This is a genomic window from Micromonospora sp. WMMA1923 (assembly GCF_049179195.1).
In the GTDB taxonomy this organism is placed as follows: Bacteria; Actinomycetota; Actinomycetes; order Mycobacteriales; family Micromonosporaceae; genus Micromonospora; species Micromonospora yangpuensis.
The window spans coordinates 3,962,916-3,975,610 of sequence record NZ_JBMHLZ010000001.1 but is presented as its reverse complement, the minus strand read 5'-3'; the positions used below and the strand labels follow the sequence as shown (position 1 = coordinate 3,975,610).

Sequence of the window (12,695 nt, the reverse complement as noted above, 5' to 3'; positions counted from 1 at the left end):
CGTTGGTTGACGGCGGTGACCGTGCCCACAGGCCGGATGTCCACCTCAAGGGTTGCAGAACGACGCTCGATTGCAGCTACTGGAAGACTAATTGGAACTATCTGCGATCTCGACTCGACCAATGACCAGCCGTTTGATCAGCGGGCGGATCTTACCTTTACGGAGGAGCACATGGGGGGCAGGGCAGCACGTGTGGTGCGGACCTCGGTGACGTTGCTCGGCGCGGTGCTCGGATTGTCCCTGTTGTTGCCGGTGTCGCCGGCGGCCGCACACAACTCGTTCACCGGCAGCGACCCGCGCGACGGGGCCCGGTTGGCGGAGGCACCCGAGCGGGTCGAGCTGCGTTTCCTGGCGAAACTTCCAGCGGATAAGACGAAGATCACAATCACCGGGCCGGACGACGCCTCCGCCGTGGCGGGGGAGCCGACCTTCTCCGGCAGTCGGGTACGGGTGCCGTTCAAGCCCGGTCCGGCCGGCCGCTACGTGGTGGCGTACGAGCTGCCGTCGGCCGACGGGCACCCGATCAAGGGCGAGGTGGAGTTCACCCTGACCACCGGTGCCCCGGCCGAGCCGTCCCCCAGCCCGGCGACCCCGACCGGGTCACCCTCGGCAACCGAACCCGCCGCCGCGCCGTCGCCGACCGCGTCGGCGGTGGAGTCCGAGCCCGCCCCGGCCGAGCCGGTGCCGGCAGCCGACAACCAGTCCGACGCCGGCAGCCCCTGGCTCTGGGTGATCGGCGGCCTGGTTCTGCTGGCCGCGCTCGGCACCGGTCTGCTGTTCCGCCGCCGAGCCACCCGTCGCTGACCACCCGGCCGGCCGCTGACACGACGACCAGCGGCCGGCCCTACTGCTCACGGCGACCGGTCCTCGGCCCTACGCCCCACGGCGACCGGCCCTACGCCCCACGGCGACCGGCCCTACGCCCCACGGCGACCCGCCCACGGCCCTACTGCTCACGGCGACCCGCCCACGGCGACGGCGGCCGGCCCTACGGCCCACGGCTCCCAGCGACCGGTCCACGGCGCCGGCGACCGGCGGCCCGGCCCCCGACGGCTGCCGTGAAAGGGGTACCCCGCTATACCGGAAGCGTTAACAGGGGGCCCTTCCTTACGGTCAGGGGAGGCGGAGGCGGGCGGCGCGGAGGCGGGCCAGGGTGCGTTCGCGACCTAGCACCTCCAACGACTCGAAGAGCGGCAGGCCGACGGTCCGGCCGGTGACCGCGACCCGGACCGGTGCCTGCGCCTTGCCGAGCTTCAGGCCGTGTTCGGTGCCGACCGACTCCAGGGTCGACTTGAGGGTCGGGGCGTCCCAGGTGGTGACCGCCGCGTAGGCGGCGATGGCGGCGTCCAGCAGTTCGGCGGCGCCGGCCTTCATCGCCTTGGCCCAGGCGGCCTCGTCGATCAGCGGGTCGGCGAGGAAGAGGAAGTCGACGTTCGGCACGATCTCGCTGAGCACCGCGATCCGGGTCTGGGCCAGCGGCGCGACGGCGGCGAACGCCTCGGCGTCGAACTCCGCCGGCTGCCAGGGCGGCGGCGGGATGGTGGCGGTGCCGGTGAGCCACGGCCCGCAGACGGCGATGAACTCCTCCACCGTCAGGGCCCGGATGTACTCCCCGTTGAAGGCGCGCAGCTTCTTCTCGTCGAAGAAGGCCGGCGACGGGTTCACCTCGTCCAGCCGGAACTCCTCCTCGATCACCGACCAGGGCACGATCTCCCGGTCGTTGGAGGGGGCCCAGCCCAGCAGCATCAGGTAGTTGCGCATCGCGGCGGCCAGGTAGCCCTCGTCCCGGTACGCCTCCAGGGCGACCTTGTCCCGACGCTTGGAGAGCTTCTGGCGCTTCTCGTTGACCACCACCGGCACGTGTGCCCAGACCGGTGGCTGCGCCCCCAGCGCGACCCAGAGCAGTTGCTGCTTGGGGGTGTTGGGCAGGTGCTCCTCGGCCCGGATCACATGGGTGATCCCCATCGTCATGTCGTCGACCACGTTGGCCAACAGGAACACCGGTGAGCCGTCACCCCGGGCGATGACGAAGTCCTCGATCAGCTTGTTCTCGAAGGTCGGCTCGCCCCGGATCAGGTCGACCACGACGGTCGTACCCTCGTCCGGGGTGCGGAAGCGCAGCGCCCGACCCGTGCCGGCGGTCAGTCCCCGGTCCCGGCAGAAGCCGTCGTAACCGGAGTACTGGGATCCGCTACGGGCCTGTACGGCCTCCCGGGTGCAGTCGCAGTAGTACGCCCGACCCTCGGTGTGCAGCCGCTGCGCGGCGGCCCGGTGCTCGGTGGCGTAGTGCGACTGGAAGTAGGGGCCCTCGTAGCCCTCGCGCTCGATGCCGATCCAGTCCAGCGCGGCGAGGATCCCCTCGGTCCACTCGGGTTTGTTGCGGGCCGCGTCGGTGTCCTCGATGCGCAGCACGAACACCCCGCCCTGCTGCTGGGCGTAGATCCAGTTCTGCAGCGCCGAGCGGGCGCCGCCAACATGGAACATACCGGTCGGGGAAGGGGCGAAGCGTACACGAACCGTCACCACCCCAGCCTACGGCCGCCGCCCCAGCTGCAAGGAAGGGCCCCTTGTTATCGCTTCCGGTATAGGAAGGGCCCCCTCCAAACACCCCACCTCACGGCACGCTGCGGATCTTGACCACCAGGGCGCTGCCGAGCAGGGTGACCGCCGCGGTGACCGCGTACAGGGTGGGGTAGCCACCGAGGTGGACCACGATCGGGGCGGACATCGCCGGGCCGAGCACCTGCGGCGCCGAGTTCGCGATGTTGATCACGCCAAGGTCCTTGCCCCGGTCGGTGGCCATCGGCAGGACCTGCGTGATCAACGCGGCGTCGACCGACAGGTAGACCCCGTAGCCCGCGCCGAGCAGCAGCGCGGCGGCCATCGCCACCGGCCAGACCGGCGCGACCGCCAGCAGCAGCGCGGCCACCGCCATCACCAGCCCGGAGGTGATCACGTAGATCTTGCGCCGGCCGGAGCGGTCGGAGAGCCGACCGGAGAGCACGGCGGTGAGGATCATGCCGAGCGTGTAGAGCAGGATCAGCGTCAGCAGTCCGCCGGCAGGGTCGGGGTGGCGCAGCCCGTCGGTGAGGAAGTACAGCAGGTACAGGGTGCCCAACGCGTTGCCGAGCTGGACCAGGAACCGGGTCAGCCAGGCCCAGGCGAAGTCCGGGTGCCGGCGGGGGTCGATCCACATCGAGGCCAGCAGGGTCCGCGCCCGCAGTGCCGGCAGGTGCCGACGGGGCAGCGGGTCGTCGGCGGTGAGCAGCGCGAACGGCAGCGAGAGCAGCAGTACGGCCAGCGCGATCGTGGCGTACCCGGCGGTGTTGCCGGTGACCACGGCGGTCACCAGCACCGCGCCGAGCACCAGGCCGAGCGACTGCGGGATGCCCACCCAGCCGGAGACGCCGCCGCGCTGGCGCACCGGCACCCGGTCCGGGATGCCGGCGGTCAGGCTGGCCAGCATGGCGTTGAAGCAGACCTGCGCGGCCAGCCAGCCGAGCGCCACCCCGACGACGGTGTCCTGCCGGGCCAGCAGCAGCAGGGCGAGCGCGCCGCCGACGGCGCCCCCGGCGGTCCAGACGTGTCGCCGGCCCAGGTCCCGGCCGGCCACCCGCAGGCGGGTCCGGTCCGACAGCGCCCCGGCGAGCGGGTTGGCCAGCACCGCCGCCAGCGCGCCGAGGCCGGTGACCACGGCGAACACCGCCTCCTTGTCGCCCGGGGCGATCCGCTCGATCTGCTGCGGCAGCAGCACCTGGATCGGGGTGAAGAAGGCCATCCACACGCCGAGGTTCGCCGCGAAGATCAGCGCGATCCAGCTCCGCCGGACCGGCACCCTCGGCTCGGCGAGCGCGGCGGGCAGCGACCCTGGCGGCGTCCCGGGCAGGGACCCGGGCAGCGGCCCAGGCAGGGACCCGGGCGGTGGGTCGATGGTGGCCACCGGGCTACGCCGGCTGGTCGGGTACGGGCCGGGTGACGACGTCGCGGAACCAGGTGTACGACGACTTGGGGGTCCGCCGCTGGGTGGCGAAGTCCACGTGCGTCAACCCGAAGCGTTTGGTGAAACCCTCGGCCCACTCCCAGTTGTCCAACAGCGACCAGACGAAGTACCCGGTCACCTCGACGCCGGCGGTGATCGCCGCGTGCACCGCCCGCAGGTGGCCGTTGAGGTACGCGATCCGCTCCGGGTCGTGGACCCGGCCCCGGGCGTCGGGTACGTCGTCGTACGCGCAGCCGTTCTCGGTTACCTGGATCGGCGGCAGCGCGTCGCCGTACTCGGTGCGCAACCCGACGAGCAGGTCACGTAGCCCGTCCGGGACCACCGGCCAGTCGAAGGCGGTGCGGGGATACCCGGTCAGCGGCACCAGCTCGAACGGCAGCGGGTCGTCCGGTGCGCCGGCGCGTACCGCGCTCGGGTGGTAGTAGTTCACGCCGAGCACGTCCAGCGGCGCGGCGATCACGTCGAGGTCACCGTCGCGCACGACGGCCGGGGTGCCGGTGGGCACCTCCGTCGGGTCGAAGCCGGGCGGGTAGCCCCGACCGAGCAGCGGATCGGTGCAGAGCCGGTTGTGCAGCGCGTGGTACGCGGCTGCGGCGGCCCGGTCGGCGTCGGTCCGCCCGGCGGGCACCACGGGGGAGTAGTTGTTGGCGATGGCGACCGGTGCGGTGCTGCGGGCGCGCAGCGCGGCGACGGCCAGGCCGTGGCCGAGCAGCTGGTGGTGGGCGACCGGCAGCGCGTCCAGGAGCAGGGCCTGGCCGGGGGCGTGCGCGCCGGTGCCGTGCCCGAGGCTCAGGTGGATGAACGGCTCGTTCAGCGTGATCCAGAGTTTCACCCGGTCGCCGAGGCGGGCGGCGACGGCGTCGGCGTACTCGGCGAAGTGGCTGGCGGTGTCGCGGGCCAGCCAGCCGCCGCGGTCCTGGAGTGGCTGCGGCAGGTCCCAGTGGAAGAGGGTGGCCACCGGGTCGATCCCGGCGGCGAGCAGGTCGTCGACGAGGCGTTCGTAGAAGTCCAGCCCGGCCGGGACGACCGCGCCGGAGCCGGTGGGCAGCACCCGGGGCCAGGCCACGGAGAACCGGTACGCCGAGACGCCCAGCCCGGCCAGCAGCGCGACGTCCTCGCGGTGCCGGTGGTAGTGGTCGCAGGCCACGTCGCCGGTGCTGCCGTCGGCGATCCGCCCGGGGGTGTGGGCGAAGGTGTCCCAGATGGACCGGCCGCGTCCGTCGGCGGTGGCGGCCCCCTCGATCTGGTACGCCGAGGTGGACACCCCCCAGCGGAAGCCGGCGGGGAAGGTGGGCATCGGCGCGGTCATCGGGCACCCTCCGGGGACGCGACCAGAACGCGAACAGTGTTCGCACTCTAGGGCGTACGACCCGGGATGCGCCATAGGCGTACCGCGATGGGTTGCGCAAGGGCTTTCGGCGTGTCTTTTCCGAACACGTCCACTTACGTCCGATTTGACGCATAGAGTGCCGAATATCGCGGATGTCCTCAATGGGGGAAAGACGAAATGATCCTCGTGGAACGCAGTGCGCACGTGGTGGCACCGGTGGAAGTGGTCTGGGACGTCGTCCAGCGGGCCGAGCAGTTGCCGGCCTGGCTGGCGGGGGTACGTGCCGCCGAGGTGCTCTCCGGAGAGGGCTTCGGCCGACGACAACTGGTCCAGGCCGGGCGCGGCGCGGCGCACGAGGCCGAAGTGATCGCCTTCCAGGAACCGAACCTGATCGGCTGGCGCGAACGCGCCAAGGGCGCGGGGGCCCGCGCCGAGGCACGGACCGAGATCTACGTGCAGCTCACCGCCGACGAGGAGGAGGGCGGCACGATCGTGCGCCTCATCGTCGTACGCTGGCCGGCCGGCCCGGTCAAGGCGGCCCTGCTCCGGCTCGGTCTGCGTCGGGTCGGCGCCGACCTGGAGGACTCGTTGGCCCGACTCACCGATCTGGCCGCCGTCGGTTGACCGGGCCCGTCCCCGGGCGTCACCCGCGATGGTGATGGTCCGGCGTCCCCGCCAGGGACGCCGGACCATCGTCGCCCCACCGTCGCTGCCCGCTCGACCGGGCCGGTCGCGCTCAGGCGGTGAGCGTGAACCCGACCGTCCGGACCTCGTCGCGGTGCCGGAACTCGAAGAACAGCCGGTACGTGCCGGCCGCCGGCACCTGCACCGCGAAGGCCACCACCGAACTGGGCTGGCTGGCCGCGGCCGGGTGCACGTGCAGGTAGGCCAGGTCGCCGTGGCGCAGGGCGACCAGGTGCCCGTACGCGCCCAGGTGCGGTTGCAGGTCGTTCACCGGCTGCCCGTCGCGGCCCAGCCAGACCAGGAGCTGGTTCGACTCGCCCGGCCGCAGTCCACCGTCGAGGGTCACCGTGTAGCCGTCCACCACGACGGTCTCCTGCTGCTCCTGCGGTGGCCGGGGCACGTACCGACCGGGGACCGGCAGGTCCGCGCCGAGGGTGACCTGCGCCGGCGCGCCGACCGGCCAGAAGTCGGCGATCACCCGCAGCGGCCCGGCCGCGCCCGGGGTGAGGGTGGTCCGCCAGGTGCCGTCCGGTGCCATCTCCGGGTGCAGGTGCCGGTACCCGGTCAGGTCCCGGCCCACCACGATCAGGTGCAGCGTCCGCTCGTGGACGACCTGGAAGGCGGTCACCGGCTGGCCGGTCGGATCGGTGATCCGGAAGACCAGCTCACCGGCGCGACCGACGGTCAGGCGCGCGGTCTCCAGAGCGAGTGTGTACCCGTCCCGGGAGACCTCCAGCCCGCCCGGACCGTGATTCAGGTGCGCGGCGGCGGCCGGTGCCGCCCGCCCGGCTGGGACGCCGTCGGACCCGCCGGCCCGGCCGGCGGCGAAGCCGACCGCCAGGGTCAGCCCGAGCACCAGCACCGCGGCGGCGTACCGGGAGCCCCGACCGGCCTCCCGCCCCGCCGGCTCGCCGGTGGTGGCGGTCCGCGCCACCACCACCGGCCGGTCGCTGGTCGCGGTCACGACAACCGGGGCCGCAGGACGAAGAGCCCCTGTTCGATCCCACTGACCACCACCACACCGCTGGGCAGGTACGGGTACACGCTCCACGCCCCGTTCATCGAGGCGCTGTCGCTGGACGGGTAGACGTCGAAGAAGCCCGCCTCGGTGGCCTGCCCGGCCGCCACGTTGCGCAGGTCCAGGATGCGCAGGCCGGCTCGGTAGTTGGCCTGGTAGCTGTGGTTGCCCTTGACGTACTGGTTGTGGTCGGTGGCCTGCACCCCGCTGGGCGCGCTGTAGGTGCCGATGTGCCGGGGGCTGTCCAGGTCGGCCAGGTCCCAGATGTAGGTCTGGGTGCGTACCCCGCGCCGGGTCTCGTCCAACTCGTCGTCGAGCAGGAAGTACCGCTGGTTCTCGGTGAACCAGCCCTGGTGGGTGTACGCCCGCCCGGTGTACCCGATCCGGGACAGCTGCCGGGGGGCGGACTTGCTGGTCACGTCGACCACGGTCACGGTGTCCTCGTTGGAGCTGACGCAGATCTCCCGCCCGGTGTACGCGGTGTCCGGACCCCGGTACACCACGCACTGGGTGTCGTGGGTGTACCCGTCGTTGCTGACGCAGCCGGCCGCCACCGGCGACTTCGGTGTCCGGATGTCGACCATGTGCAGTCCGCCGCTGCAGGTGTTCGTGCCGACCGCGTACGCGTACCCGGTCTCCTCGTTGACGGCGATGTTGTGCGCGTTGCCGAACCCGGCGTAGTGCACGTTCGCCGTCCAGGTCTGCGGGGTGGTCACCCCGCGCAGCCGGGTCAGGTCGAAGACCTGCATGCCGTGCCCGGAGACGTCGGCCACCACGTACGCGTGGTCGCGGTAGACCTTGATGTCGCGCCAGATCGCGGTGCGGTTCTGGTGGGCGGGCAGGTTGCCCAGGTACACCGGCGCGGTGGGGGTGGAGATGTCCACGAACGACGTGCCGTTGCGCCGCCCGACCAGCGCGTACTCCTTGCCGGTGGTGCTGTCGCGCCACCCCCAGATGTCGTTGGCCTGGCTGCCGCCGATGTCGGCCAGCGGCAGGAACGACAGCAGGTCCACGTTGCGGCACGGGTAGCCGGCCGCCTGCCCGTTGGTGCAGGTCGCCGCCGCCACGGCGGCCAACCGCTGGCTCGGTTCGCGCTGGGCCATGAACTCCTGTGCCGACGCCCGTCCGGCGGGCGTGGCGGGATCGTGCGCCACCGAGGGCGAGCCCGAACCCAGCATCGACACCACGAGGGTGCCGAGCGCCAGGGCGATACCGATCCGGACGACTCGCATGCGGCCTCCCTACCGTCGCGGGACCCCGAACACGCTGATCCCCTATCGAGGATTCTGGATGTCGAGTGTTTCGGTGAGAAGGCGATCGTCGATACCGTTCGCGTCATACCGCCGACCCCGACCGTCGCCGGTGCGGCGGGCGCCCCTGACCGTCGCCGGTGCGGCGGCCGCGACCCGCTCGGTGGGCGCACACGCGAGGGGCCCGGCGCGGTGTGGTCACACCGGGCCGGGCCCCTGCGGGGCGTACCCCTGGCTAGCTGTCGCCGCCGGTCTCGCCGACCGGTGCGGCGTTCACGTCGTCGATGGCGTACTTCTTGGCCGCCTCGGCCGGGACGTTGGCCGGCACCGCGCCGCGCAGCGCGAGCTGCCGCAGCGTGGCGACGGTCACCGACTCGGCGTCGACGTGGAAGTGCCGGCGCAGCGCGTGCCGGGTGTCGGACATGCCGAACCCGTCGGTGCCCAGCGAGGTGTAGTCACCGGGCACCCAGCGGGAGATCAGGTCCGGCACCGCGCGCATCCAGTCGCTGACCGCGACCTTCGGCCCCTCGGCGTCGGCCAGCTTCTCCTGCAGGTACGGCACCTTCGCCTCGCCACCGGGGTTGAGCAGGTTGTGCTCCTCGCACCGCACCGCGTCGCGGCGCAGCTCGGTCCAGGAGGTCACCGACCAGACGTCGGCGGCGACCTGCCAGTCCTGGGCGAGCAGCTGCTGGGCCTTGAGCGCCCACTGCATGCCGGTGCCGGAGGCCAGGATCTGCGCCTTCGGTCCGTCGACGGCCGGGGCCGGGGCGTACCGGTAGATCCCCTTGAGCAGGCCCTCGACGTCCACCCCCTCGGGCTCGGCCGGCTGGTGGATCGGCTCGTTGTAGATGGTGAGGTAGTAGAAGATGTTCTCCGGGTCCTCGCCGTACATCCGGTGCAGACCGTTCTCCACGATGTGCGCCAGCTCGAAGGCGAACGCCGCGTCGTAGGAGACCACCGCCGGGTTGGTCGCCGCCAGCAGCAGCGAGTGCCCGTCCTCGTGCTGCAGGCCCTCACCGTTGAGCGTGGTCCGCCCGGCGGTGGCGCCGAGCACGAAGCCCCGGGCCATCTGGTCGGCCGCCGCCCAGAACCCGTCGCCGGTGCGCTGGAAGCCGAACATCGAGTAGAAGATGTACAGCGGGATCATCGGCTCGCCGTGGGTGGCGTACGCGCTGCCGGCGGCGGTGAACGAGGCCACCGAACCTGCCTCGTTGATCCCCTCGTGCAGGATCTGCCCCGTCGTGGCCTCCTTGTACGACAGGAACAGCTCCCGGTCGACAGAGGTGTAGCGCTGGCCGTGCGGCGAGTAGATCTTCTGGGTGGGGAAGAGCGAGTCCATCCCGAAGGTACGGGCCTCGTCCGGGATGATCGGCACCCAGCGCTTGCCGAACTCCTTGTCCTTCATGATGTCCTTGAGCAGCCGGACGAAGGCCATCGTGGTGGCGACCTTCTGCTTGCCCGAGCCGCGCTTGACGTCGGAGAACCGCTCGCTGCCGGGAATGGCCAGCGCCTTGCCGGCGGTCCGCCGGGAGGGGAGGTAGCCGCCGAGCTGCTGCCGCCGCTCCTTCAGGTACGCCAGCTCGTCGGACTTCTCGCCCGGGTGGAAGTACGGCGGGAGGTACGGGTTCTCCTCCAGCGCCGAGTCCGGGATGTCCAGGTAGAGGCGGTCCCGGAACAGCTTGAGGTCGTCCAGGGTCAGCTTCTTCATCTGGTGCGTGGCGTTGCGGCCCTCGAAGTGCGAGCCGAGCGTCCAACCCTTGATCGTCTTGGCCAGGATCACCGTCGGTTGCCCGGTGTGCTCCATCGCCGCCTTGTAGGCCGCGTAGAGCTTGCGGTAGTCGTGGCCACCCCGCTTGAGGTTCCAGATCTCGTCGTCGCTGAGGCCCTCGACCATCTTGCGGGTCCGCGGGTCACGACCGAAGAAGTGCTCCCGCACGTACGCCCCGGACTCCGCCTTGTAGGTCTGGTAGTCACCGTCGGGCGTGGTGTTCATCAGGTTGACCAGCGCACCGTCGGTGTCCGCCGCGAGCAGCGGGTCCCACTCCCGGCCCCAGACCACCTTGATGACGTTCCACCCGGCACCCCGGAAGAACGCCTCCAGCTCCTGCATGATCTTGCCGTTGCCCCGGACCGGGCCGTCCAGCCGCTGCAGGTTGCAGTTGATCACGAAGGTGAGGTTGTCCAGCTCCTCGCGGGCGGCCACGCCGATCGCGCCGAGCGACTCCACCTCGTCCATCTCGCCGTCACCGAGGAACGCCCAGACGTGCTGGTCGGAGGTGTCCTTGATGCCCCGGTGCTGCAGGTACCGGTTGAACCGGGCCTGGTAGATGGCGTTCAGCGGGCCCAGCCCCATGGAGACCGTGGGGAACTCCCAGAAGTCCGGCATCAGCCTCGGGTGCGGGTACGACGGCAGCCCGCCGCCCGGGTGGGACAGCTCCTGCCGGAACCCGTCGAGCTGGTGCTCGGTCAGCCGCCCCTCCAGGAACGCCCGCGCGTACATGCCCGGCGAGGCGTGCCCCTGGTAGAAGATGTGGTCACCGCCGCCGGGATGCTCCTTGCCCCGGAAGAAGTGGTTGAAGCCCACCTCGTACAGCGACGCCGAGCTGGCGAAGGTCGAGATGTGCCCGCCCACGCCGATCTCCGGCCGCTGGGCCCGGTGCACCAGCATCGCGGCGTTCCACCGGACGTAGGCCCGCAGCCGCCGCTCGACGTGCTCGTCACCGGGGAACCACGGTTCGCTCTCGGGCGGGATCGTGTTCAGGTAGTCGGTGGTCGTCAGCGACGGCACCCCGACATGGCGCTCACGGGCCCGCTCCAGCAGGCTGAGCATGACGTACCGGGCGCGTTTGGTTCCGCGCTCGTCGATGACCCCGTCGAGCGACTCGACCCATTCGCCGGTCTCTTCTGGGTCGATGTCCGGAAGCTGGCTCGGCAGACCAGCGGTGATCACCGGGCGCTTGCGTTCCGTAGCCACAGGCGTTCCCTCGGTTGTGTGTGGGACAGGTCTCTAGCGCCATCCTGCCCTTTGCGGGCACCCCGCGTCACCTCTGCCCGGCACAGACGCGACCCTCGACACACGTACCCACCGGTAACTTCCCCCATCACCCCCCACCCCACCTGCAAGGAAGGGCCCCCTGTTAACGCTTTCGGTAGAGCGGGGTGCCCTGCTCACCGCACGTCCCGGCGCGTCGCACCCGGCAGAGGAGGGGAGCCGCACGGGGCGGGGCCGGCCGGTCGGGTCGACGGATGACCGGACGGAGGGCGCCTCGACCGGTGCGCCGGAGTGAATTGTCACCGTTGACGCGCCATGAGGGCGGATTACGGTGTTCTGGGAGAACGATGCCCGTGCGCGGTGCCCGGCGTACCGACTCGGGCGGGGGCGGGCTGTGGGCGTACCACGGGGTCTTGCCGGGAGGTTCTACCGTGAGCGGCATGACGATGCGGCGGGCGGCGGCGAGCGCGCTGGTGCTGGTGGGTGGGCTCACCCTGCTGTTGGCGGTGCTCGGGTTGGCCGGCGGCGACCTGCATCTGTCGCTCTTCGTGGCGGCGGGGCTGATCGGGCTGGTGCTGCTGGCCGTCGGGCTGCGGATGCTCTCCGGCACCGGCTACCGCCGGCCGGGCCCCGGGTACGCCGATTCGAGCGTGACGCCCGGCACGTATCCGACGTACCACGGTGACCCGGGCGGCTGGTCCGGCGACGGCGGCGCGGGCTGGTCCGGCGACGGCGGCGCGGGCTGGTCCGGCGACAGCGGCGGCTCGTCAGGCGACTCCGGCGGCGGCGGTTGGTAAGCGTCCCGGCGGGGCGGGCCGCGCCGTCCGTCAGGTAGCTGACGCCGACCGGCCGAGACGTCCGTGGCCGGGCCGGCCCGGTCGGCCGTAGCCGGGCAGGGCGTCGGCGGTTGCGGCAGAATGCGCCGTATGCGCAGTGAGGTGATCACCGTATCGACCGGTTCCCGACCCACCGTTCGGGACATCACGGGCGAGGCGGAGAGTTTCGTCGCCGGGCAGGGCGACGGGCTCCTGCACGTCTTCGTGCCGCACGCCACCGCCGGGCTGGCGATCATCGAGACCGGGGCCGGCAGCGACGACGACCTGCTCACCGCCCTGGACGAGCTGCTACCCACCGACGACCGCTGGCGGCACCGGCACGGGTCACGGGGGCACGGGCGCGACCACGTACTGCCCGCCCTCGTTCCGCCGTACGCGACGGTGCCGGTGCTCGACGGGCGGCTCGCGCTGGGCACCTGGCAGTCGATCTGCCTGGTCGACACCAACGGCGACAACCCCACCCGCCAGGTCCGCTTCTCCTTCCTCCCCGCCTGACCGCGCCGTTTGGAAGGGCCCCTTGTTACCGGCGACGGCCCGGTGGTGAGAGGGGTGCCCTTCTCTACCGGAAGCGTTAACAAGGGGCCC

Annotated in this window: 10 protein-coding genes; 4 read left to right on the top strand and 6 right to left on the bottom strand. The window is 71.7% G+C overall.

The genetic code is table 11. The annotated features are described in order from the left end of the window. The first annotated feature begins 195 nt into the window (after positions 1-195). On the top strand, positions 196-804 hold the full coding sequence (locus tag ACN28G_RS17820) for a copper resistance CopC family protein (RefSeq protein ID WP_229688226.1): 609 nt from the start codon (positions 196-198) through the stop codon (positions 802-804). Positions 805-1,113: 309 nt separating this feature from the next. Here the strand turns inward: ACN28G_RS17820 and gltX are convergent, their stop codons facing one another. The 3 genes from gltX to ACN28G_RS17805 all read right to left on the bottom strand — a co-directional run bounded on the left by gltX (position 1,114) and on the right by ACN28G_RS17805 (position 5,309). Then, positions 1,114-2,523, bottom strand: a complete 1,410-nt coding sequence (gene gltX / locus ACN28G_RS17815) for a glutamate--tRNA ligase (protein WP_091446940.1) — start codon at positions 2,521-2,523, stop codon at positions 1,114-1,116. 91 nt (positions 2,524-2,614) lie between these two features. Beyond that, a complete protein-coding gene (locus ACN28G_RS17810; protein WP_421480930.1) occupies positions 2,615-3,886 on the bottom strand; it encodes an MFS transporter in 1,272 nt (423 codons plus the stop codon). Between the two features lie 58 nt (positions 3,887-3,944). After that, positions 3,945-5,309 carry a GH1 family beta-glucosidase gene (locus ACN28G_RS17805; RefSeq protein ID WP_421479800.1) on the bottom strand — a complete coding sequence of 455 codons (1,365 nt, stop codon included), beginning with the start codon at positions 5,307-5,309 and terminating at the stop codon, positions 3,945-3,947. A gap of 198 nt (positions 5,310-5,507) precedes the next feature. Between ACN28G_RS17805 and ACN28G_RS17800 the strand changes: the two genes are divergently transcribed. Beyond that, positions 5,508-5,954 carry an SRPBCC family protein gene (locus ACN28G_RS17800; protein WP_091441662.1) on the top strand — a complete coding sequence of 149 codons (447 nt, stop codon included), beginning with the start codon at positions 5,508-5,510 and terminating at the stop codon, positions 5,952-5,954. 112 nt (positions 5,955-6,066) lie between these two features. Here the strand turns inward: ACN28G_RS17800 and ACN28G_RS17795 are convergent, their stop codons facing one another. From ACN28G_RS17795 to aceE, 3 genes are all read right to left on the bottom strand, one after another. After that, entirely contained in the window at positions 6,067-6,978 is a 912-nt protein-coding gene (locus ACN28G_RS17795; protein ID WP_421479798.1) for a hypothetical protein, read from the bottom strand. After that, a complete protein-coding gene (locus tag ACN28G_RS17790) occupies positions 6,975-8,264 on the bottom strand; it encodes a choice-of-anchor B family protein (RefSeq protein ID WP_421479796.1) in 1,290 nt (429 codons plus the stop codon). Before ACN28G_RS17790 ends, ACN28G_RS17795 begins: the two co-directional genes overlap by 4 nt. A 253-nt stretch (positions 8,265-8,517) precedes the next feature. Then, positions 8,518-11,256 (bottom strand): pyruvate dehydrogenase (acetyl-transferring), homodimeric type, encoded by a 2,739-nt coding sequence (aceE, locus tag ACN28G_RS17785; protein WP_091441658.1) that lies wholly within the window; start codon positions 11,254-11,256, stop codon positions 8,518-8,520. Between the two features lie 458 nt (positions 11,257-11,714). On the opposite strand from aceE, the gene ACN28G_RS17780 reads away from it, so the two are divergent. Together ACN28G_RS17780 and ACN28G_RS17775 are read left to right on the top strand one after the other, a co-directional pair. After that, the gene (locus tag ACN28G_RS17780; RefSeq protein ID WP_421479794.1) at positions 11,715-12,071 is read left to right on the top strand and encodes a hypothetical protein; all 357 of its coding nucleotides are present in this window, start codon (positions 11,715-11,717) and stop codon (positions 12,069-12,071) included. A 129-nt stretch (positions 12,072-12,200) separates the two neighbouring features. Further along, positions 12,201-12,605, top strand: a complete 405-nt coding sequence (locus tag ACN28G_RS17775; protein ID WP_175440615.1) for a secondary thiamine-phosphate synthase enzyme YjbQ — start codon at positions 12,201-12,203, stop codon at positions 12,603-12,605. The last annotated feature ends 90 nt before the right edge of the window (positions 12,606-12,695 follow it).